The sequence below is a fragment of the Pseudomonas sp. CCC4.1 genome (genome assembly GCF_035019225.1).
GTDB lineage: Bacteria > Pseudomonadota > Gammaproteobacteria > Pseudomonadales > Pseudomonadaceae > Aquipseudomonas > Aquipseudomonas bubulae.
This window is the reverse complement of the sequence record NZ_JASJWL010000012.1, coordinates 1-23385: the sequence shown is the minus strand read 5'-3', so window position 1 is coordinate 23385 and position 23385 is coordinate 1. Positions and strand designations below refer to the sequence as shown.

Here is a 23385-nt window from a genome sequence, read left to right as displayed (position 1 = left end):
CGCGCCCTCTGCTAGCCTCCCCCCGTCGCCCTGGACGGGTCGCGTCACACGGAACCCGATTTGCCCATGAAATATTTCACACCTGCTCACCTTGCCCTGTTACTGCCAGGCCTGTGCCTGGCACCTGTCGTCTGCGCCGAAACCCTGGAGCTGGATCCCAGTGTCATCACCGGCTCGCGCAGCGCCAGCCCGAGTTTTGACCTGCCGTACTCGGTGGACAGTATCAATCAGGAGCAAATCCAGGATGGCCAACTGGGCATCAATGCATCCGAGGTGCTGTCCCGTGTACCGGGGCTGGTGGTGCAAAACCGTCAGAACTATGCCCAGGACCTGCAAATATCTTCCCGTGGCTTTGGTGCCCGCTCGGCGTTTGGGGTGCGCGGCATCAAGCTGATTGCCGACGGCATACCGGCCAGCACCCCCGACGGCCAGGGCCAGGCTGCAACCTTCAACCTCGATACCGCCGAGCGCATTGAAGTGCTGCGCGGCCCGGCGGCAACCCTGTATGGCAGTAACGCCGGTGGCGTGATTCAAATGTTCTCCCGCGACGGCGAGGGCCCGCCGCGCATTGGCGCCGAGACCCTGGTCGGCAGCGACGGCATGAGCAAGAACCACCTGACCGCCGAGGGCGCCACCGACGACGTCGGCTTTGTGCTTGATGCCTCACGCATGGACACCGACGGCTACCGCGACCACAGCGCCGCACGCCGGGACCAGACCTTCGCCAAGCTCAACCTCAAGCCCGACGAAGACAGCAAGCTGGCGCTGATCTACAGCAGCCTTGAGCAAAACGGCACACAGGATCCGCTGGGCCAAAGCTGGGAAGCCTACAAGGCCGACCCGCGCTCGGTAACGCCCAATGCCATTACCTACAACACCCGTAAGAGCATCGACCATCAGCAACTGGGCCTGAACTACGAGCGCTATATCGGTGACGCTACCCTGCAGGTCAATGCCTATACCGGTACGCGCAGCGTTATTCAGTATCTGGCGATTCCGCCCACAGCAGCCAGCAATAAACAGGGCGGCGGTGTCGTGCAATTCGATCGCAAGTTCTACGGCGGCAGCCTGCGCTGGATGCAACCGGTCTACGGTGTACCGGGCGATCTGACCCTGATTGGCGGCCTGGACTTCGATCAGAGCCAGGACAGCCGCCACGGTTATCAAAACTTTATCGGCAGTGAGCTGGGGGTCAAAGGCGCACTGGTGCGTGATGAGGTAGATACCGCCCGCAGTCTCGACCCGTATGTACAGGCCAACTGGGCGTTGGACAACTGGACGGTACAGGCCGGCTTGCGCTACAGCACCATGGAGATGGACGTCGATGATCAATTTTTGAGCAACGGCGACGCCAGTGGCACCAAGCGTTACGAAAAGGCCACGCCATCCGTCAGCGTGATGTATGCCTTTACCCCCGAGCTGCATGGTTATATCAGTGCAGGCAAAGGCTTTGAAACGCCGACTCAGGCCGAACTGGCATACTCGCCCAGCGGCCAGGGCTTCAATTTCGGCCTCAAACCTTCCGAGAGCACCCAATATGAAATGGGCCTCAAGGCGCAGCTCAACAATACGCGGATCAATGCGGCCATATTCCAGATCACCACAGAAGATGAACTGGTGGTGCTGAGTAATACCGGTGGCCGTACGACCTACCAGAACGCCGGCCGCACCTTGCGCCGGGGCTTTGAACTGGGTGTAGAGAGCCAGCTCGCAGAACACTGGACCTCAACCCTCGCTTACACTCGCCTGCAAGCCACCTACGACAGCGACTTCGCCAGCACCAGCGGTACCGTAGACAAAGGCAACTACCTGCCGGGCGTACCGCAGACCACGCTGTTTGCCGAGGTGAACTGGAAGCCGGCCGACTGGGTCAGTACGGCTATTGAAGGCATGTACCGCAGCAAGGTATATGTGGAAGACACCAACACCGCCAAGGCAGCACCTGCTTATACCGTATTCAACTGGCGGGCGAAGTTTGAACAGAAGATCGAGCACTGGACCTTCCACCAGACCTTGCGTCTGGACAACCTGCTGGACCGTCAGTATGTGGGTTCGGTGATTGTCGGCGACTCCAACAGTCGCTACTACGAAGCTGCGCCGGGCCGCTCGTGGTATGCCGGAGCCGGGGCGCAGTACAGCTTCTGACAGCACGGGCACGCCCCTGTGGGAGCGGGCTTGCTCGCGAAGAGCATTCGCGAGCAGGCTCGCTCCCACAGAAAGTCCTGGCTAGGTTTCAGTCAGGGTTTGTCGGCAATCGCCCGTCAATCACCTGATACAACGCACTGCCCACCGGCCAGTTGCGCATAAAGCGTGCACGATCGCGGGCGTACGCTGAAGCGAAGCTGCTCGATGAGCGATGCTGGCACATCGAATCCAGATCAATCAGCGCCCAGCGCCCGTCATCCCAGAACACGTTATGGCCCTTGAGGTCACCGTGGCTGATACGCTCGCGGATCAAATCGGCAAACAACCGCTCCAAAGCCATCAATTCGGCTTCGGGCGCATCTCCGTGCTCAACATACGGCGCAAAACGCTCGATGATATCCGGCCCCGGCAAAAACTCCGTCACCAGATACGCCTTGCCCCGCAACCACATAAAACGGGTCTCCAGCATTGCCAACGGTTTAGGCGTGGCAATCCCCAAAAACGCCAGACGGTTGCCTTCACGCCATGAATGCCAGGCCCGGCTCGGGCGCCAGAAACGTTTGAGCCAGTGGGCAAAGCCCTTGATGTTATAGCGCTTGACCACCAGCATGCGGCCCGCTACTTCAACCTTGCCGACACTCGCCGCGCCACCGGTCTTGTACAGATGCCCCTGATCAAGCAACGCATCAGCCCTGGCCAAAACGGGCAACATCGCCGGCTCTTCTTCGCGCAGGACGGCACGCAAGGCAAACGCCCCGCGGTGCACGCTGAACAATGAGCAATCACGGCCAACCTTGTTTAAAAAGTCATTCAGGCGCCAGGCACGGACTTTCTCGACCTGCTTGAGCAGCGCTTCAAGCGGCAAGGCATGCTCGCCGTTGCTCAGCAGGTAGTGCACGAGTAATTCTTCGATAAACGGCTCAAGGCTTTTGGGCAACTGGGCAAAAAACACGCCGAGGTTTTCCAGCACTTTTTGCCGCGACAGCGGTTTGCCTGCCTCTTCGACACAGATGCCTGCACCATCGATCAAATACAGCTTGCCGTCCTGACGCAACAGGTTGTCCAGATGCAGGTCTTCCTGCCACAGACCCTTGCGGTGCATCTGCCCGATGGCAGTCAAAGCCTCGGCAAGTACGGCCACTTGTTCATCAGCCAGCACCGGCAACGACGCGACTGCATCCCAGGCATCGCCCAAGCTCTGAGCGCCCTCCAGGTACTCGAACAGCAACCAGCCCCCCTCACCTTCCTGCAAGCCATCGGCCAGCAGTTGCGGCGTGGTCAAGCCTTGTTCAGCCAGCAGACGCACCCCGGTCAGCTCGCGCTGAAAGTTGCGCGCAGCCTTGTTGCCGACCATCATCTTGGCCAGTACGGTACGCCCGCGCCACACCCCGGCACCGACATAACGCTGGCCCGGCAATACCCGCAGCAAGGTCAGCAGTTGCAATTGCGCAGGCCCTGCTGCGTCGGCCAGTTCGATACTCAGCGGCAAGCCTGGCGCACGGCCAGCCTTCAGCAGTTCGGACAAACGCATCAGCGCCCCCCTTTTTGATTGCGCCGCACATACAGTCGCGTCAGCCAGGCATCGACCAAGGAACTGTCGACGGGCTGTTCCAGATAAGCAGCGAGCAAGGCGCGCACCTCTGCTTCGCTCCAGACATCGGCCCGACGCAACAACGGCTCAATGTCCTTGACCCTGTCCCGCTGGCCCAGCAACAAGGGCCGGGTTTTTTCCAGATCGATCAATTGAGCGCGATACCCCCCCGCGCCATCGGCCTGCAGGAAGATATGTTTGGGGTAAAAACAACCATGCACCTGCCGCGCAGCGTGAAGCCGACGAGCCAATTGGCCGCATTCGCGCAAAATCGCCTGCTGCTGCTCTGTGGTCAGTTGGGGCCATTGCTCGAGCAGCGAGTCGAGGTCATTCCAACCGTCCAGCGCACGGGTCATCAGCACTGCACGACGCTCGCCCGGCACTTTTCGCTCACCAAAAAACACCGCTTCCAGCGCAGGAATACCTATGTGCTTATAGCGCTGAATATTACGGAATTCGCGGGCAAAACTCGGCTCGCCCAGCGGACTGTGCAGCGTGCGCGTAAGGTAATTGCTCTGACGCTTGAGGTAATAGCCCTGACCTTCAAGATCCATGCGAAACACGCTACTCCAGCCACCACCACTGGTATTGGGCTCGTCCACCGCTTCCAGCTGCACGGCCCACAGGGCATCAAAGTCAGCCAGGCCATTGCGCTCAAGCAATGCCCGGTCGGCGTCTGCCATAAAGTCTGTCATTCCCGGCCCTCGAAAAAACGCACGATATGACGGACACGTTCCTTATCCGCCGCATTGAGCGTCGTGCGCCCGGTGTATTGAAAATAGAAACGCAAACGCTGGGTGTAGGACAAATGGTACTTGGCCACTTTATCGAGGCACGCCAGGTCTTTGGTGATGCGGTATTTGAGCCAGAAGCCGCGCCAGAAATCGCCGTTGGGGCAATCGATCAAAAACAGCTTGGGCTGCTCATCGATCAGCAAATTGCGCCATTTCAGGTCGTTATGGGTAAAGCGATGGTCATGCATGGTCTTGGTATAACGCGCCAACTGACGGCTGACACAATCTACCCAGGCACGATCCTTGAGCAGCGGATCATGGTTGTCCGCCAACTCTGACAAATCCCGGGTATTGGGCAGTTCGCGGGTGATCATGGCGCCACGGGAGTAGGCGAACCCACTGCGTTCAAGGCCCCAAGCCACCACCTCGGCCGTGGGGATACCCCACTTGGCGAAGCGCTTGAGGTTCTGCCATTCGGACTTGACCCGCGGGCGGCCCAGATAACGGCGCAGGCCCTTGCCGGCCCCGGTGTAGCGCTTGACGTAATAATTCACGCCATCGCGCTGCACACGGATGACTTCCGATAGCGGATCGCGCGTCAGATGCTCCCCCTGCAAGGCAAATACTGCCTCCAGACTGCCAAAATCAGACGCCAACGCACTGTAAGCAGGTTCCAGATTCCAACCCGCCATTACAGTGCATCTCCATAACGCTGTTTGCGTTCGTAGAGTTTGTTCGCCTTGCCTTCGAGCCACGCCAGCAGGCGGGCTTCTTCGCGCAGGATCTGGCGCAGGGGCATCTGGAAGTAACCGCGCAGGAAGCGCAGTTTGTCCCGCTGGGTCAGGCCGATATCCAGGGCCGAGAAATACAGTGCCGCCAGATCCTTGTTGCGCCAGCGCTTACTGATCACGGCGCGAGTCTGGGCGCGGTGCAGATCGATCACCGACAGGCGGAAGTTGTCTGCGGTCACCGGTTTGTCGGTGTGCAGCAAGAAATGGCAGATATAGCAGTCACGGTGGTTGACCCCGGCACGGTGCATCATGCCGGTCATTCGTGCCACTTCAGCGATCAGCGCATGCTTGAGCCTGGGCTGCGGTGGCTGCTTGACCCAGTTGAGGCTGAAGTCTTCGAGGCTGACCGTCGGCGCCAGTTCTTCGGTGATGATGAAGGAATGCTGGGCTGCCGGGTTGTTGCCCTTTTCGCCGTAAGCCACGGCCGTCATGGTCGGCACACCCACTTCGTGCAGGCGCTTGATCGCCCGCCACTCCTGGCCGGCGCCAAGAACTGGCAGCTTGGCCGTCAGCAGGTTCTTGAACACTTCACCCCAGCCAATGCCACGGTGGATTTTCACAAAGAAACCGCGCCCGTCGACTTCGGTACGCAAGGTACGCCGGCCTTCCAGTTCGCGGTAAACCTCGCCTTCCAGACGCTCGACTTCGGTGAACGCATCGCGCCCTGCCCACAAGCTCTTGAACGGTTCGGCAAGAATCAGTTTCATCAGTGTTGCTCCGCCAGAATCACATCCGCAGCGTGCTGCGGCATGCTGTAGAGGTCGGCCGTCTGCGCGTAGGCCAGGCCGTTTCGGCTCCAGGCCGCGCGCGCAGTGTCGTCGGACAACATGTGTGTCAGGTATTCATTGAGTTGCGCCTGCTCGAACGGCTCGTCCAGGACCCGACCGCAATCGGCGTCGCTGATGTAATGGGCGTAGCCGCAAACAGCGCTGACCAGCACCGGCAAACCCGCTACCAGTGCCTCAAGCAATACAGTGCCGGTGTTTTCGTTATAGGCCGGATGAATCAGCAAATCGGCGCCCAGCAGGAAGCGCGGGATATCACTGCGCCCCTTGAGGAACTGCACATGATCGCCCAAACCCAAAGTGGCACTCTGCAATTGAAAGACTTTGGGGTCGTCCTGGCCGATTACAAACAATTTCGTACGTTTTTTGAGCTCACCCGGCAAGGCCGCCAGCGCTTTGAGGCTGCGATCCACACCCTTGGTCTTGAAGCCCGAGCCAATCTGCACCAGCAGCAAGTCGTCGTCTGCCAGATTGAATTCACGTCGGAACTCGGCGCGAATCTCGGCGGCATTGTTCGGCGCGCGGCGATCCAGGGCGATACCCGGTGGCAGCAGATGGAAACGCTCCAGCGGGGTGTCGTAGTGTTTGATGAACAGCGGCTGCTGGACTTCGGAAATCATCAGGATTTCAGTCTTGGCGTCCTTGGCGAACACCGCGCGCTCGTACTCGGCAAAGTGCTTGTAGCGTTTGAAGAAGCGATAAAACGAATGACGCAGGTTTTGCGCCTTGTCTTCAAAGCAGCCGTCCGCCGCGTAGTACACGTCCAGCCCCGGCATCTTGTTGAAGCCGATGAGCCGGTCTACCGGGCGCTTGGCCAGATCGGCCTGCATCCAGGCGAGCATTTTTTCATTGCGGGTATGGTTGTGGAACGCCTTGACCGGCGCCACCAGCACTTCGAATCCGGGCGGGATATCGCCTTCCCAGATCATGGTGTAGACGCGGATTTGATGGCCGCGCTTCTGGCATTCCAGCGCAATGCGCATGAAATCCCGTTGCAGCCCACCAAACGGAAAGTATTTGTACAGCACAAAAGCCAGTTGCATCAGCGCAGTTCCTCAGCCAGTAACAACGTGCTTAATCGACTCGCGACACGCTCAGGGTTCAAACGGGTGAAGCACAGTGGCCACTCGTTTTTCAGATCAAACCGCTGCTGGTCCTGTGCAGTCGGAGTGTAGGTGCATTTTTTCTGCAGGCATGGCGCACACGGAAAATCGCTGGCCAGGTGAATTTGCACCTTGCCATAGGCCCCGGTCAGGCCCGGATTGGTAGGCCCGAACAGGGAAATGGTCGGCACATCCAGTGCAGCGGCCAAATGCCCCAGCCCGGTATCGACCGCCACACAGGCACTGGCGCTGGCCAGTACCTTGGCGACACCGGCCAGATTCAATTTGGGCAGCACCACGGCATTATTCAAGCCATTGGCAATACGTTCGGCCCGGGCTTTTTCAGCCGGATTGCCCCACGGCAGGCGCACTTCGACGCCCAGATGGCCCATGCGCTGGGCCAGATCGCGCCAATAGACTTCGGGCCAGTGCTTGGTGTCCCAGGTGGTGCCATGCAAAAACAGCACGAAGGGCTTTTTGCGCGGCAGCTCAACCAGTTTTTCGACATCCAGGCCGTAATCGCCCAGCCCTTTGGGCAGGTCGTAGCCCAGCGCGACCGCGAACAACTGACGCAGACGCTCAACCGCGTGCTGCCCGCGGGCTACCGCCAGGCGGCGCTGGTAAAAGCGGCTGGCCAGCGGCTCACGGGCAGAGTCTTTATCCAGCCCGGCAACCGGGGCTTTCACGTAGCGGGTCAACCAGGCACTTTTCACCAGGCCCTGAGCGTCGATCACCAGGTCGTATTTTTCGGCGCGCAGGCTTTGCTTGAAGCGGCTCCACTCGCCGCTCTTGAGGGTCTGCCAGATATTTTTGCGCCAGCGGCGGATCGCCACCGGAATCACCTTGCCCACCGCGGGGTGCCAGGTCGGGATTTCGGCAAAGCCCTCCTCCACAACCCAGTCAAAGGTGATGCCCGGAATCGCCCGCGCCGCATCGGTCAGCGCCGGCAAGGCATGGATCACATCCCCGAGGGATGAAGTTTTGACCAACAGAACGCGCACCTAGTTAACCTCGACCGGTGAACCCTGCAGGCGCTGCAAGGCTTCAATCACCGGCTGCGGCATCAGTTCGCGCAGGCAGTTGTAGTGGCCAAAACGGCAGGTACGGTCAAAACAGGGGCTGCAATCGAGGCCCAGCCGCACAATTTCGACCTTGTCCGCCAAGGGCGGGGTAAAACCTGGCGAAGTGGAGCCGTAGACCGCCACCAGCGGGCGGTTCAGCGCAGCGGCCACATGCATCAGCCCGGAATCGTTGGATACCACGGCATCTGCACAGGACAACAGGTCGATGGCTTCGGCCAGTGAGGTCTCGCCGCTGAGGTTGACCGACTCTTCGCGCAGCCCCGGGATCAGGCGCGAACGGATATCTTCGCCTACCCCGTGATCGTTTTTGGAGCCGAACAGCCACACTTGCCAACCTTCGCGGATCTTTTGTTCGGCAACTTTGGCGTAGTGCTCGGACGGCCAGCGCTTGGACTCGCCAAATTCGGCACCCGGGCACAGCGCCAGCACCGGACGATCCAGCTCCAGGCCGAACTTGGCCAGTGCGCCGGCACGGCTTTGCGGGTCAATCTGCAAATCAGGGCGCGGGTACGGCTTGGGCAGGTCGGCCCCAGGCTCATAGGCCAGGGCCATAAAGCGCTCGATCATCAGCGGGTAGCGCTCTTTGTCGAGCTTGCGCACATCGTTGAGCAGGCCGTAGCGGAACTCGCCGCGCCAGCCGGTACGTTTGGGAATACCCGCAAAAAATGGCACCAGGGCCGATTTAAGCGAGTTGGGCAACAAGATTGCCTGATCGTATTGGCCCTTGAGGGACTTGCCGATCTTGCGTCGCGTGGCCAGTTCAAGCGCGCCGTGGCCGAGCGGGAAGCTCAAGGCCTTGCGAACTTCAGGCATGCGCTCAAGGATGGGCCGGCTCCACTCGGGAGCCAGCACATCGATTTCGCACTGCGGGTGGCGCTGCTTGAGGCACTGGAACAGTGTCTGCGCCATCACCATGTCACCGACCCAGCTGGGCCCAACGATCAAAATATTCATAAGTTTCCATAAACAAGCAAGGGAGGCATTCGCCTCCCTGCTGTGATGCTATGCCGACATTACTTGACCAGTGTACGCCACTCTGGATGGTCCGTAGTCTTGCCGGTCACCAGGTCAAAGTAAGCCTTTTGCAGTTTTTCGGTGATCGGGCCACGGCGGCCGATCCCGATTTGACGCCCGTCGACTTCGCGAATCGGCGTCACTTCAGCGGCAGTGCCGGTAAAGAACGCTTCGTCGGCGATATACACCTCGTCGCGGGTGATGCGTTTTTCAACAAACTTGTACCCCAGCTCGGTGGCCAGGGTCAGGATCGTGCTGCGGGTAATGCCGTTCAGGCACGCGGTCACGTCCGGGGTGTAGATCACGCCATCCTTGACCAGGAATACGTTTTCGCCCGAGCCTTCAGCCACAAAGCCTTCCGGATCGAGCAACAGCGCTTCGTCGGCTCCACCGGAAATCGCTTCCTGCAGGGCCAGCATCGAGTTGATGTAATGGCCGTTGGCCTTGGCCCGGGTCATGGAGATGTTCACATGATGGCGGGTAAAGGAGCTGGTACGCACCTTGATTCCGACTTCCAGCGCTTCGGCGCCCATGTAGGCACCCCAGCTCCAGGGGGCGATGATCACGTGCACCTTGAGGCCGGTGGCGCGCAGGCCCATGGCTTCGGAACCGTAGAACACCATCGGGCGGATATAGGCGCTGTCGAGGTTGTTTTCACGCACCGCTACGCGGGTCGCTTCGTTGATTTCGTCTTTGCTGAACGGGATCTTCATGCCCATGATGTGGGCCGAATCGAACAGACGGTCAGTGTGCGCCTGCAAGCGGAAAATCGCCGCGCCCTGCGGGGTTTCGTAAGCGCGCACACCTTCAAACACGCCCATGCCGTAGTGCAATGTATGGGTCAGCACATGGGTCGTGGCATCACGCCACGGCACCAGCTTGCCGTCATACCAGATCACACCATCACGATCAGCCATCGACATCATTACGCTCCTCAAAGAATCCAGCACCCGCACCACGAGGCGGCAGGCAAATTGGACGGGCCTTATGGACCCGCCGGATACGTTCTTACAGCTTTAACTCTGTGTGTGAGCCAGCAAATCAGCTCAATCCTAGCTCGGACCAGATGCGCCGTACGTGTTGGCGTTCGACCACAAATTGATCCCCCGTGACCACCCCGGCTTCCTTCTGCAAGGCTTGCCGGTGGGCGACGGCGCGAAAGGCCTTGTAAGCCTCGCGCAACAGGCTGGCATCGGTGGCGGGCATCAGCCCGACCTGCTCCAGCCCTTCCAGAATGCGGATATTGTCGGTGTAGCGCAGTAACGCCGGGTGTTCCCTGGACCACGCCAGGGCCGCGTATTGCACCATAAATTCAATATCGACGATACCTCCGGCGTCCTGCTTGAGGTCGAACGGCACCGTTGCCTCGAAGGCGTTTTCTGCGGTTCCGGCAGCGGTAATACGGGTGCCCAGGTTGTCGCGCATCTTGGCCCGCATCTCGCTGACCTCCTGACGCAAGGTCGGCAAATCCCGCTCGCGGCCCAATACGCTCGCGCGCACCTGTTCAAAGGCCGCGCCCACCTGTTTGCAGCCCACCAGCACGCGGGCGCGCACCAGTGCCTGATGCTCCCAGGTCCAGGCTTCGTTTTCCTGATAGCGCTCAAAAGCACCTAGCGAGCTGACCAGCAACCCCGAAGCGCCTGACGGGCGCAGGCGCATGTCGACCTCATACAACTGCCCGGAGTTGGTCTGCGCCGTGAGCAAATGGATGATCCGCTGGCCCAGACGGGTGAAAAACTGCGCACCGTCGATGGGCTTGGCGCCATCGGTTTCAGCATTCGGGTCGCCATCGTGGATAAATACCAGGTCCAGATCCGAGCCATGCCCCAGCTCGATGCCACCGACCTTGCCGTAGCCGACAATAATAAAGCCGGGATCGCACAGGCTGCCGTCGGTGCGCTGTGGCGTGCCGTACTTGGCCACTGTCTGGCGCCAGGCCAGGGCCAGCACCTGCTCCAGAATGGCCTCGGCCAGCCAGGTCAGGTAATCGCTGACCTTCATTAAAGGCAGGCTGCCGGAGATTTCCGATGCCGCGACCCGCAAACGGTGGGCCAGCTTGAAGTTGCGCAAGGCTTCCATCTGCTGCTCAAGGTCGTCTTCGGGGATACGCGTCAGGCGTTCACGCAACTCTGCGGCCAGCTCAGGGGCCAGCGGCGGCTTGAACAAACGGCGCTCGTTGAGCAACTCGTCGAGCAGCAACGGGAAACGGGTGATCTGCTCGGCGATCCACGGGCTGGCCGCGCACAGCGTCAGCAAACGGCGCAAAGCATCAGGGTTTTCGGTGAGCAACACTAAATAAGCAGAACGCCGGGCCACCGCCTCGACCAGCGGCAGTACCCGCTCCAGCACCAGATCAGGGTTGGCGTGCTCAACGGCTTGCGCCAGCAAGCGCGGGATAAAAGCATCCAGACGCTCGCGCCCCAAGCGCTGCATAGACCGCAGTTGCGGACTGGAACGCAGGGCCGCCAGTTGCTTCAGGGCTTTGGGCGCATCGACAAACCCGGCCTCTTCCAGCTGCGCGCAGGCTGCGGCATCGTCCTGGACCTCTTCCCACAGCGGCAACCACTCACCACCGACAATCAGCTCGCCTTCGTCGATGACCTCTTCTTCATCAGGGTCAGCAATAACCTGACGGAAGTGCCAGTCAATACGACCACGCCACGCCATCAGCTGTTCATGGAATGCGGTCCAGCTGTCAAAACCCATCATAAAGGCAATGCGGGCCTGATCCTGCTGATTGTCGGGCAGCATTTGAGTCTGGCGGTCGGCAATGGCCTGGATTGCATGCTCGGTGTAACGCAGGAACTCATAACCTTCGCGCAGTTCGCCGACCACCTCTGCAGGCAGGTAGCCCTGGCCTTCCAGGATGGTCAGGACTTTGAGCAGCGGCCGTTGTTGCAGGCTCAGATCGCGGCCGCCGTGAATCAGCTGGAATGCCTGGGCGATAAATTCGACCTCGCGGATACCGCCCGCCCCCAGCTTGATATTGTCAGCCATGCCTTTGCGCCGCACTTCCTGCTGGATCAACTGCTTCATGGTGCGCAGCGCTTCAATCGCGGAAAAATCGAGGTAGCGACGATACACAAACGGGCGTAACAGGCTGAGCAACTGCGCGCCCATCACCTGATCACCGGCCACGACCCGGGCCTTGATCATGGCATAACGCTCCCAGTCACGGCCCTGATCCTGGTAGTACTGCTCCAGCGCGTTGAAGCTCAACACCAGCGCACCGGATGAGCCATAAGGACGCAGGCGCATGTCGACGCGAAACACAAAACCGTCGACCGTCATCGGATCCAGCGCCTTGATCAGGCGCTGGCCCAAGCGGATAAAGAACTCCTGATTGTCCAGCGCACGCTTGGCCCCCACGGTTTCGCCGCCTTCAGGGTAGGCAAAGATCAGGTCGATGTCCGAAGACAGGTTCAGCTCCACGGCGCCGAGCTTGCCCATGCCCAGGATCACCATCGCCTGCGGCTCGCCACTGCGATTGCCAATGGGGGTGCCGAACTGCTGGCAATGACGTTGATACAACCAGCGATAGGCCTGATCGATGCTGGCATCGGCCATGTCCGACAGATCGCGACAGGTTTCGATCAGGTCGGCCTGACGATTGATGTCGCGCCAGATAATCCGCACTTGCTGACGGGTGCGCTGACGACGCAGTGCGCGGCCCAGTTCGTCATCGCTGGTTGCGGCCTGCGCGGCAGCAGCAATCTGCCCGCACAACTCGCCGGGGGCGAAGGTGCGGTCCAGCTCACCCGAGCGCGCCAGTTCGAGCAACATCAAGGGGTCACGCAAAGACTGTTCTATAAAGAAGTCGCTGGCCGCACTGACCCGGCTGAACGCCGACCAGCGCTCTGGCGACCAGTCATCGAGCCCGTGCCCGCCCTCAAGCCCGGCGACTGCCGTGCGCCACGACTGCTCGGCACGGCTGGCCAGTGGCTGTAAAAGACCGGGAATTGGAGCAAGCGACGGGAGGCTCATGGTCTATCCTTGATCGGCTATGGTGTTGCCGAGTACGGTGACAGGAAGAAACAGCGGTTTAATCCGACTGTCGAACAAAGGTTATAAATAGCTGTAAGATCATTTTGTTTAGCATCAAGCCCGCAGATCACCGGCTTATTGCAGATAAAAGCACCAACAATATCGATTTTTCGCACAACGAAACAGGTGGCCATCAGGACCATTCCTGTAGTTTTACTACTGCATGACACACTCGAAAGGCTGAAATGGCCGACGATTTGTAGTAAAACTACACGCCGCTGGAATCAACCTCCGGCCATCCAAGAATTTATGTCGTCTGCCCACAAGGCCAGTCGCAAACTCAGGCAACCGATTCTGGAAGCCTATCCGCCCTGGAGCAAGCCATGCAAGACCTCGATCCCGTCGAAACCCAGGAATGGTTGGACGCCCTGGAATCGGTTCTCGACAAAGAAGGCGAAGACCGCGCTCACTATCTGATGACCCGTATGGGTGAGCTCGCTACCCGCACCGGTTCGCAGCTGCCGTATGCCATCACCACGCCTTATCGCAACACGATTCCCGTAACCCACGAAGCACGCATGCCTGGCGACCTGTTCATGGAACGCCGCATTCGCTCGCTGGTACGCTGGAACGCCATGGCCATGGTGATGCGCACGAACTTGAAAGATTCTGACCTGGGCGGTCATATCTCCAGCTTCGCTTCCAGCGCAACCCTGTATGACATCGGCTTCAACTACTTCTTCCAGGCCCCGACCGACGCACACGGCGGCGACCTGATCTACTTCCAGGGTCACACCTCGCCAGGCGTTTACGCCCGTGCGTTCATGGAAGGCCGCATCAGCGAAGAACAAATGAACAACTTCCGCCAGGAAGTGGACGGTCAGGGCCTGTCGTCCTACCCGCACCCTTGGCTGATGCCTGATTTCTGGCAGTTCCCGACCGTATCGATGGGCCTTGGCCCGATCCAGGCGATCTACCAGGCGCGCTTCATGAAGTACCTGGAAGCCCGTGGCTACATCCCTGCTGGCCAGAAAGTCTGGTGCTTCCTGGGCGACGGCGAGTGCGACGAGCCGGAATCCCTGGGCGCAATCTCCCTGGCAGGCCGTGAAAACCTCGACAACCTGATCTTCGTCATCAACTGCAACCTGCAGCGCCTCGACGGCCCGGTTCGCGGCAACGGCAAGATCATCCAGGAACTCGAAGGCGTGTTCCGCGGCGCTCAGTGGAACGTAACCAAAGTCATCTGGGGCCGTTTCTGGGACCCGCTGCTGGCCAAAGACGTCGACGGTATCCTGCAACGTCGCATGGACGAAGTCATCGACGGCGAGTACCAGAACTACAAAGCCAAAGACGGCGCGTTCGTACGTGAACACTTCTTCAACACGCCGGAACTCAAGGCGATGGTTGCCGATCTGTCCGATGACGAGATCTGGAAGCTCAACCGTGGCGGCCACGACCCGTACAAGGTCTACGCGGCGTACCACGAAGCGGTCAACCACAAAGACCAGCCAACCGTTATCCTGGCCAAGACCATCAAGGGTTATGGCACCGGCGCCGGCGAAGCGAAAAACACCGCGCACAACACCAAGAAGGTTGATGTTGAAAGCCTGAAGCTGTTCCGCGATCGTTTCGACATCCCGGTCAAAGACGACGAAATCGAAAACCTGCCGTTCTTCAAACCGGAAGCAGGCAGCGCCGAAGCCCGTTACCTGAGCGAGCGCCGTGCCGCACTGGGCGGTTTCGTACCTCAGCGCCGCGCACAGAGCATCAGCATTCCGACCCCGCCACTGGAAACCCTCAAGGCCATCCTTGACGGCTCCGGCGACCGTGAAATTTCCACCACCATGGCTTTCGTGCGCATCCTCGCGCAGCTGGTCAAGGACAAGGAAATCGGCCCGCGCATCGTTCCGATCATCCCGGACGAAGCCCGTACCTTCGGTATGGAAGGCATGTTCCGCCAGCTGGGCATCTACTCCTCTGTCGGCCAGCTCTACGAGCCAGTCGATAAAGACCAGGTGATGTTCTACCGCGAAGACAAAAAAGGTCAGATCCTCGAAGAAGGCATCAACGAAGCAGGCGCCATGAGCTCCTTCATCGCCGCCGGTACTTCGTACTCCAACCACAACCAGCCGATGCTGCCGTTCTACATCTTCTACTCGATGTTCGGCTTCCAGCGTATTGGCGACCTGGCCTGGGCCGCTGGCGACAGCCGCACCCGTGGCTTCCTGATCGGCGGCACCGCCGGGCGTACCACGCTCAACGGTGAAGGCCTGCAGCACGAAGACGGTCACAGCCACATCCTGGCCGGTACCATCCCGAACTGCCGCACCTTTGATCCGACCTACGGCTATGAGCTGGCGGTGATCATTCAGGACGGCATGAAGAAGATGACCGAAGAGCAACAGGACGTCTTCTACTACATCACCGTCATGAACGAGTCCTACCAGCAGCCAGCCATGCCGGCCGGTGTCGAGGAAGGCATCGTCAAGGGCATGTACCTGCTCGAGGAAGACACCAAGGAAGCGGCGCACCACGTTCAGCTGATGGGCTCCGGCACCATCCTGCGTGAAGTCCGTGAAGCGGCGATCATCCTGCGTGAACAGTTCAACATCGGCGCTGACGTATGGAGCGTTACCAGCTTCAACGAACTGCGTCGCGACGGCCTGGCCGTAGAGCGTCACAACCGCCTGCACCCTGGCCAGAAGCCTCAGCTGAGCTACGTTGAAGAGTGCCTGACTGGCCGTAAAGGTCCGGTGATTGCCTCTACCGACTACATGAAGCTGTTCGCCGAACAGATTCGCCAGTGGGTACCGGTCAAGGAATTCAAAGTGCTGGGCACTGACGGTTTCGGCCGCAGCGACAGCCGCAAAAAACTGCGTCACTTCTTTGAAGTAGACCGTCATTTCGTGGTGTTGGCAGCCCTGGAAGCACTGGCTGACCGTGGCGATATCGAACCTAAAGTGGTGGCAGAAGCCATCGTCAAGTTCGGCATCAACCCGGAAAAACGCAACCCACTGGACTGCTGAGGAGAATATTTGTGAGCGAACTCATTCGAGTACCTGACATCGGCAGCGGCGACGGTGAAGTCATCGAGCTGTTTGTAAAAGTCGGCGACCGTATCGAAGCCGATCAGAGCATCCTGACCCTGGAATCGGACAAGGCGAGCATGGAAATCCCTGCTCCCAAGGCCGGCATCGTCAAGAGCCTGAAGATCAAGCTGGGCGACCGCCTGAAAGAAGGCGACGAACTGCTGGAACTGGAAGCCGAGGGCGCCGCTGCGGCGCCTGAAGCACCGGCCCCTGCTGCAGCTCCTGCTGCGGCCGAAAAACCTGCTGCTCCTGCTGCCGAGGCCCCTGCGGCCCCGGCTGCACCTGCCGCTGCTACCATCCAGGACATTCATGTCCCGGATATCGGCTCGTCGGGCAAAGCTAAAATCATCGAAATCCTGGTCAAGGCCGGCGATACCGTCGAGGCTGATCAATCCTTGATCACTCTCGAGTCCGACAAGGCCAGCATGGAAATTCCATCGCCAGCCGCCGGTGTAGTTGAGAGTATTTCGGTCAAGCTGGATGACGAAGTCGGCACTGGCGACTTTATCCTCAAGCTCAAGGTTCAAGGCGCTGCGGCACCTGCTGCTCCTGCCCAGGCCGCTGCTGCTCCTGCACCGGCAAAAGCTGAAGCACCTGCTGCCCCGGCACCTGCTGCGAAAACCGAGGCTGCTCCTGCCCCGGCCGCCGCGCCTGCGCCAAAAGGTGGCAAGGTTCACGCCGGCCCTGCCGTGCGTCAACTGGCCCGCGAATTCGGCGTCGAGCTGAGTGCAGTCACTCCGAGCGGCCCGCACGGCCGTATCATCAAGGAAGACGTGCAGGCGCACGTCAAAGCCATGATGCAAAAAGCCAAGGAAGCACCGGCCGCCGGCGCAACCGGTGGTGCTGGCATTCCGCCGATCCCTGCTGTCGACTTCAGCCGTTTCGGTGAAGTGGAAGAAGTGGCCATGACCCGCCTGATGCAAATCGGCGCGTCGAGCCTGCACCGCAGCTGGCTGAACATTCCGCACGTGACTCAGTTCGACCAGGCTGACATCACCGAGCTGGAAGCCTTCCGCGTCGCGCAAAAAGCCGTCGCAGAAAAAGCCGGCGTGAAGCTGACCGTACTGCCTCTGCTGCTCAAGTCCTGCGCGCACCTGCTCAAGGAAATGCCGGACTTCAACAGCTCGCTGGCGCCAAGCGGCAAAGCGATCATCCGCAAGAAGTACGTCAACATCGGCTTCGCCGTTGACACCCCGGATGGCCTGCTGGTGCCTGTGATCAAGAACGTTGATCAGAAGAGCCTGTTGCAACTGGCTGCTGAAGCCGCTGCACTGGCCGCCAAGGCCCGTGACAAGAAGCTCACCGCAGACGACATGCAAGGCGCGTGCTTCACCATTTCCAGCCTCGGTCACATTGGCGGCACCGGCTTCACGCCGATCGTCAACGCACCGGAAGTGGCGATCCTCGGCGTATCCAAGGCAACCATCCAGCCAGTCTGGGACGGTAAAGCCTTCCAGCCGAAGCTGATGCTGCCACTGTCGCTGTCCTACGATCACCGCGTGATCAACGGCGCTGCTGCTGCACGCTTCACCCAGCGTCTGAGCCAGTTGCTGGGCGACATCCGCACTATCCTGTTGTAAGCCACGCCCTGGCCTTCGTCACTGAAGGCCGGGGTAGCGCACTGTTTTCCGAGCGCCACGCTCGTACCTCAACCCCGCCATTTGGCGGGGCTTTTTTTTGCCTGCGATTTGAAGAGCCCCTCACCCCAACCCTCTCCCGGAGGGAGAGGGAGCTGATTGGCGGTGTTTTTGAAGTTGCGTGCGCTCAGTCCCCTCTCCCTTTGGGAGAGGGCTAGGGTGAGGGCCTTTTCTGACACTCACTGCCCTTCAAGCACTACACCCAGCGCTGAATCCATGAATGGGTCAACCACCCAACCACTTCTACCGTTAACCAAAGGAATTGAACCACGCGATTGCCATCGCCCAAACATCAGAAAGGATTTCGATGTGATCCCACCCACCGTTGGCCCGATAGTGGGCTTTACCACTTCACAGCACGCGCGCATTTTTGTCCGCGGCGAACTCGACAAAAACAACGCCGTCTTCGCCGGTATCCGGCATCGCAAGGCTGGCGACAGCCAGTGGTCTGTCGGTGTGTTTTCAAGACTGAGCCCTGAGTTCGACATGTCCGATACGCTGGTCTTGAACACTCTGCACAGTGATACCCGCTACGAATACCAGGCTGGCTGGTTCGCCACCGCAAACCCCGGGCACACGACTGAAACCGTCAAGCAGATCCCGCTTCAATGGTCTGCCACGGTATACAGCTTCAAGACCGACTCAACTGCACGCAACCGTACTCGCCGATATGTCGTTGGCTCTTGCCGCTACCTCAGGCTCACGGCAGGCATCCCTTCTGCTCCGCACCTAGGGGACGAAATCTTCGGCAACATCCATGCACTGACCCGCCAGCAAAGCATTGATGCTGTGGTGATGGCCGGCGATCAGGTGTATGTCGATGACCTGAATATTGTGGCCCCGGACCGCGACTACTCCAGCATCACCCGAAAATACCGCGCCGCTTTCACACAACCCCATATCCGCAAGCTAATGGCAGGCACTGCGACCTACATGATCCTCGACGACCATGAAATCGAAGATAACTGGCCAGCCAATCGGGATACCGGAGATAAAACACTCTACAACAACGCCATGAGAGCTTACGAGGCTTACCAGTGCAGCCATGGCCCGGCCCACGACCTGCTGCCCGACGGGCGCATCAACCGCAACCTGTCCCGCTACTGGTACAGGTTTGCCAACGCTGACATCGACTGGTTCGTCATGGATTGCCGCACCGAGCGCACCCTTACGGGGCGTGACAAACGCATGATCGGCGTTACTCAGGAACAGGCACTGCTCAAATGGCTGATCAACAGCAACGCCAGGGTCAAGTTCATCGTCAGCAGCGTCATGCTTATGCCCGACCAACGGCGCGACAATGACGGCTGGAAGGCCTTTGCGGCGCAGCGCAACCGCATCCTCGAAACCATTCGCAGCAACGCCATCAAGAACGTGGTGTTCGTGTCGGGCGATATTCATGGCTCGCTCTGCTGTCATCTGACCCACGACAAAAGCCCGGACTTTATCGTACACAGCGTGGTGTCCTCACCCCTGTGCAATACCAGACTGCTGCCGTACGCGAACGTCAGAGACCTGCTCGTCAACGCCCCCTTGACCAGCGTGGGCACAGGCACTTACTCACTCAAGCTCAACAGTCGAGTGGTCAGCGAAGACAACTTCGTCTGCCTGAGCATTAGCGGCCAACAACTCAAGGTTGATTTTCACAATAAAAAGGGCCGGATTATCGAGTCCGCAACTGTTGAGCTTAAATAAGCTGCAAACCTTGCCGATCGGCCTGCAGGAAATCCCCGACCGGCCGATAAGCCCTTATAGCACTTAGCCTTTATGTTCACTTGTCAGCACGCCGAGCATGATGCAACCTTGCCGTCTACCACAGAGACAGGGTGACAGCCCGTGCGCAATCCGCATTTGTGAAGCGAGTGCCCCAATGAAAAGCCAGCCTGATGCTGCCCCGCGCCTGGCAGCCGAGGTCGTGACCCAGCTCCCCGTACCTTCCAGGCTCGGCATGCTGCGTTTCGAACGGCTTAATGAAGCCAGCTGGGCCATGCTCTATCTCGACCCGCACTGCGAGCGCCAATTCGGCATGCCCGCGGCAGACTTGTGCGCGCTGGTTGGCTCGCCTTACGCCAGTCTGATGGAACCCCGCGCCCGCTATCACCTGCACGATGCAATCGAGCATCAGCTCAGGACCAGCCACCACTACGTTGTGCATTACACCCTGCACACCGCCCTGGGCCCACTGAACCTGATGGAGCTGGGCGAGGCCTACAAACAGCACAATCGACATTTTTTGCGCGGCTATCTGCTGGCCATTGAAGACAGCGCTGCCAGCCCTTCGCCCGCCCCGGTGGCCGAACTTGAAACACAAAACAGCCGCCTGCAGATCGCCCTGGCGCTCAACCAGCGTACCCAGGCGGATCAACTTCAGCATCTGGAGCGCGTGCGTGCCCAGCAGGACTTGATCCTGCGCCTCGCCCGTCATCGCTACAGCCAGCACAATTCGCTGCAAGAAGCCGCCGAGCTGATCACCCGCAGCGCCTGCGATATCTATCAAATCGATGGTGCCAGCCTGTGGAATCTTGAAGGCAACCGGTTGCTGCCTGTTTCGGCGTTCGAACGCGAGACCCAGGCCCATGTCGCGCAAGACATTTTCGATGCCAGCCACTTCCCTGACTACCTGGAAGCCTTGCACACCAGCCGTTCGATCGACGCGCCGAACGCCAGCCGCGACCCGCGCACCCGCGAACTGGTGGCCAGCCTGGGCCGGCACGAAGCCAATGCCATGCTCGACGCAGGTATCCGCATCGACGGTCAGGTGGTGGGCGTCCTGTGCCTGGAGCAGGTCGGCAGAACCCGCGCCTGGCAAGCGGACGAAATCGCCTTCGCCGGCGAGCTGGCCGACCAGTTTGCCCAGGTCATCAACAACCACAACCGCCGCGCCGCCACCAACGCCCTGCACCTGTTCCAGCGCGCTGTCGAACAAAGTGCCAACGCCTTTTTACTGGTCAACTGCGATGGCGTGGTGGAGTACGTAAACCCCAGCTTTACCGCCATCACCCAATACAGCACCGAGGAAGTCCAGGGCCATAAACTGTCCGAGCTGCCCGCTCTGGAAAACCTCAGCGAACTGCTCTTCGATGCTCACTCCAGCCTGAGCAAAGGCAACAGCTGGCAGGGTGAATTCAAGAGCCGACGCAAAAACCTGGAACCCTACTGGGGGCAGATGTCGATTTCCAAGGTGTATGGCGACAACCGTGAGCTGACCCACTACATCGGTATTTATGAAGACATCACCGAGGCCAAGCTGGCGCAGCAGCGCATCGAACGCCTGGCCTACACCGACAACCTGACCAACCTGGGCAACCGCCCGGCCTTTATCCGCAACCTCGATGAACGCTTCGCCCGCAACAGCAACACGCCGGTGTGCCTGTTGCTGGTGGACATCGACAACTTCAAGCGCATCAATGACAGCCTTGGCCACCAGACCGGCGACAAGCTGCTGATCAGCCTGGCCCGGCGCCTGCGCAACAGCCTGAGCGCCAGCGATGGGCTGGCGCGCTTTGCCAGTAACGAATTCGCGGTATTGCTGGACGATACTGACCTGACGACCGGACAGCAAATTGCCAGCCAGTTGCTGATGACCCTCGACAAGCCGATGTTCGTCGATAACCAGCTGATCAGCGTCACCGGCTCGGTCGGGGTAGCCTGTGCGCCCTTGCATGGCCGGGATCCGCAAACCCTGATGCGCAACGCAGGCCTGGCGCTGCACAAGGCCAAGGCCTGCGGCAAGCACCAGGTGCAGGTGTTTACCGAAGCCCTGAATGCCGAAGCCAGCTACAAACTGTTTGTCGAAAACAACCTGCGCCGCGCCCTGACCCAGAACGAACTTGAGGTGTTCTACCAGCCCAAGCTGTGCCTGCGTACCGGACGACTGCTGGGCATGGAAGCCCTGCTGCGCTGGAACCACCCTAAAAACGGCATGATCCGCCCCGATCAGTTCATCAGCGTGGCCGAAGAAACCGGGCTGATCATCCCTATCGGCAAATGGGTCGCCCGCCAGGCCTGCCGGATGAGCCGGCAACTGAGCCTGGCCGGGCTGGGCAGTCTGCAAGTAGCGATCAACGTGTCGCCCAAGCAGTTTTCCGACCCGGACCTGGTTGCCTCGATTGCCAGTATCCTCAAGGAAGAACAGTTACCGGCTGCGCTGCTGGAGCTGGAGCTGACCGAAGGCTTGCTGCTGGAAGCCACCGACGACACCCGCCTGCAACTCGACCAACTGAAAAAACTGGGCCTGACCCTGGCCATGGACGATTTCGGCACCGGCTACTCATCGCTCAGCTACTTGAAAAAATTTCCGATCGACATCATCAAGATCGACCGCAGCTTTATCAAAGACATCCCCGACAACCAGAACGACATGGAAATCACCTCCGCCGTGATTGCCATGGCCCACAACCTCAAGCTCAAAGTGGTTGCCGAGGGCATAGAAACCGCTGCACAGTTGGCATTCCTGCGCCGCCATCGCTGTGATGTAGGCCAGGGTTATCTGTTCGACCGACCTATCCCCGGCAGCGAACTGATAGAAAAACTCAAACGCTACCCGCGTGGCCCACTGGCCTGACAGCGCCGTAACACTCGGGCACACTAGCAGCCTGACTTCCTACACTCTGACTGAGAGGACATGAAACATGGTCTTGCGCTCGGAAATCCTGGTGAATAAAAACGTGCTACCCACTAAAGAACAAGCCCTGCCCGGCCGTGACACTCACGTACAACTGCCGGAAACCCACTACGTCACCGGCCAGCCGCTACTGGGCCCGTTCCCGATGAACGTGGACTTCGCGATTTTTGGCCTGGGTTGCTTCTGGGGCGCAGAACGCAAGTTCTGGGAGCGCGAAGGCGTAGTCAGCACCGTAGTGGGCTATGCGGGCGGCTACACGCCGAACCCGACCTACGAAGAAGTCTGCTCGGGCCTGACCGGCCACACCGAAGTGGTGCTGGTGGTCTACGAACCGGAAGTGGTCAGCTACAAGCAATTGCTGGCCATGTTCTGGGAACTGCACAACCCCACCCAGGGCATGCGCCAGGGCAACGACATCGGCACCCAGTATCGCTCGGTGATCTACTGCACCACCCCTGAACAGCTTGAGCAGGCACTGGAAAGCAAGAAGGTGTTCCAGGCGGAACTGGACAAGGCCGGGCTGGGCACCATCACCACTGAAATCGACCAGGCGCCAACGGTGTACTTCGCCGAGGCATACCACCAGCAGTACCTGGCGAAAAACCCGCAGGGTTATTGCGGTATCGGCGGCACCGGTGTGACCTGCCCGATTTGATGTAGCACAAAAAACGGTGGGAGCGGGCTTGCTCGCGATGCAAGCGACTCGGTGTTTCTGTTACACCTGTCTCTTATACACATCGGGGTTGGCGGGTTGTGGGTTTAAAAAAAAAAGGGGGGGGGGGGGGGGGGGGGGGGGGGGGGGGGGG

Annotated in this window: 15 protein-coding genes; 6 read left to right on the top strand and 9 right to left on the bottom strand. The window is 59.8% G+C overall.

The window, feature by feature from the left end; all coding sequences use genetic code 11:
* Positions 1 to 66: 66 nt before the first annotated feature.
* A complete protein-coding gene (locus QN377_RS07465) occupies positions 67 to 2145 on the top strand; it encodes a TonB-dependent receptor family protein (RefSeq protein ID WP_095017700.1) in 2079 nt (692 codons plus the stop codon).
* A gap of 88 nt (positions 2146 to 2233) precedes the next feature.
* Here the strand turns inward: QN377_RS07465 and QN377_RS07460 are convergent, their stop codons facing one another.
* The 9 genes from QN377_RS07460 to glnE form a co-directional block, all read right to left on the bottom strand.
* A complete protein-coding gene (locus QN377_RS07460; RefSeq protein WP_095017701.1) occupies positions 2234 to 3676 on the bottom strand; it encodes a lipopolysaccharide kinase InaA family protein in 1443 nt (480 codons plus the stop codon).
* A complete protein-coding gene (locus QN377_RS07455) occupies positions 3676 to 4431 on the bottom strand; it encodes a lipopolysaccharide kinase InaA family protein (protein ID WP_095000911.1) in 756 nt (251 codons plus the stop codon). The genes QN377_RS07460 and QN377_RS07455 overlap by 1 nt, the downstream gene beginning before the upstream one ends.
* On the bottom strand, positions 4428 to 5162 hold the full coding sequence (locus tag QN377_RS07450) for a lipopolysaccharide kinase InaA family protein (RefSeq protein ID WP_095000910.1): 735 nt from the start codon (positions 5160 to 5162) through the stop codon (positions 4428 to 4430). Before QN377_RS07450 ends, QN377_RS07455 begins: the two co-directional genes overlap by 4 nt.
* Positions 5162 to 5968, bottom strand: a complete 807-nt coding sequence (gene rfaP, locus QN377_RS07445; RefSeq protein ID WP_095000909.1) for a lipopolysaccharide core heptose(I) kinase RfaP — start codon at positions 5966 to 5968, stop codon at positions 5162 to 5164. Before rfaP ends, QN377_RS07450 begins: the two co-directional genes overlap by 1 nt.
* Positions 5968 to 7089, bottom strand: a complete 1122-nt coding sequence (locus QN377_RS07440) for a glycosyltransferase family 4 protein (RefSeq protein WP_095020178.1) — start codon at positions 7087 to 7089, stop codon at positions 5968 to 5970. The genes rfaP and QN377_RS07440 overlap by 1 nt, the downstream gene beginning before the upstream one ends.
* Entirely contained in the window at positions 7089 to 8150 is a 1062-nt protein-coding gene (waaC, locus tag QN377_RS07435; protein WP_095000907.1) for a lipopolysaccharide heptosyltransferase I, read from the bottom strand. The genes QN377_RS07440 and waaC overlap by 1 nt, the downstream gene beginning before the upstream one ends.
* Entirely contained in the window at positions 8151 to 9185 is a 1035-nt protein-coding gene (waaF, locus tag QN377_RS07430) for a lipopolysaccharide heptosyltransferase II (RefSeq protein WP_095000906.1), read from the bottom strand.
* A 59-nt stretch (positions 9186 to 9244) separates the two neighbouring features.
* The gene (locus tag QN377_RS07425) at positions 9245 to 10168 is read right to left on the bottom strand and encodes a branched-chain amino acid transaminase (protein WP_095000905.1); all 924 of its coding nucleotides are present in this window, start codon (positions 10166 to 10168) and stop codon (positions 9245 to 9247) included.
* 118 nt (positions 10169 to 10286) lie between these two features.
* Positions 10287 to 13229 carry a bifunctional [glutamate--ammonia ligase]-adenylyl-L-tyrosine phosphorylase/[glutamate--ammonia-ligase] adenylyltransferase gene (gene glnE, locus QN377_RS07420; RefSeq protein ID WP_095000904.1) on the bottom strand — a complete coding sequence of 981 codons (2943 nt, stop codon included), beginning with the start codon at positions 13227 to 13229 and terminating at the stop codon, positions 10287 to 10289.
* 383 nt (positions 13230 to 13612) lie between these two features.
* On the opposite strand from glnE, the gene aceE reads away from it, so the two are divergent.
* The 5 genes from aceE (at position 13613) to msrA (ending at position 23234) form a co-directional block, all read left to right on the top strand.
* Positions 13613 to 16255 carry a pyruvate dehydrogenase (acetyl-transferring), homodimeric type gene (gene aceE, locus QN377_RS07415; RefSeq protein ID WP_095000903.1) on the top strand — a complete coding sequence of 881 codons (2643 nt, stop codon included), beginning with the start codon at positions 13613 to 13615 and terminating at the stop codon, positions 16253 to 16255.
* Positions 16256 to 16266: 11 nt separating this feature from the next.
* Complete coding sequence (gene aceF, locus QN377_RS07410; RefSeq protein ID WP_095000902.1) at positions 16267 to 17898, top strand: dihydrolipoyllysine-residue acetyltransferase; 1632 nt, start codon at positions 16267 to 16269, stop codon at positions 17896 to 17898.
* A gap of 366 nt (positions 17899 to 18264) precedes the next feature.
* Positions 18265 to 19650: an alkaline phosphatase D family protein gene (locus tag QN377_RS07405; protein ID WP_095017703.1), complete on the top strand. Its 1386-nt coding sequence runs from the start codon at positions 18265 to 18267 to the stop codon at positions 19648 to 19650.
* Between the two features lie 175 nt (positions 19651 to 19825).
* Complete coding sequence (locus tag QN377_RS07400; RefSeq protein ID WP_095000900.1) at positions 19826 to 22519, top strand: EAL domain-containing protein; 2694 nt, start codon at positions 19826 to 19828, stop codon at positions 22517 to 22519.
* 67 nt (positions 22520 to 22586) lie between these two features.
* Positions 22587 to 23234, top strand: a complete 648-nt coding sequence (msrA, locus tag QN377_RS07395) for a peptide-methionine (S)-S-oxide reductase MsrA (RefSeq protein ID WP_095000899.1) — start codon at positions 22587 to 22589, stop codon at positions 23232 to 23234.
* Positions 23235 to 23385 lie beyond the last annotated feature (151 nt).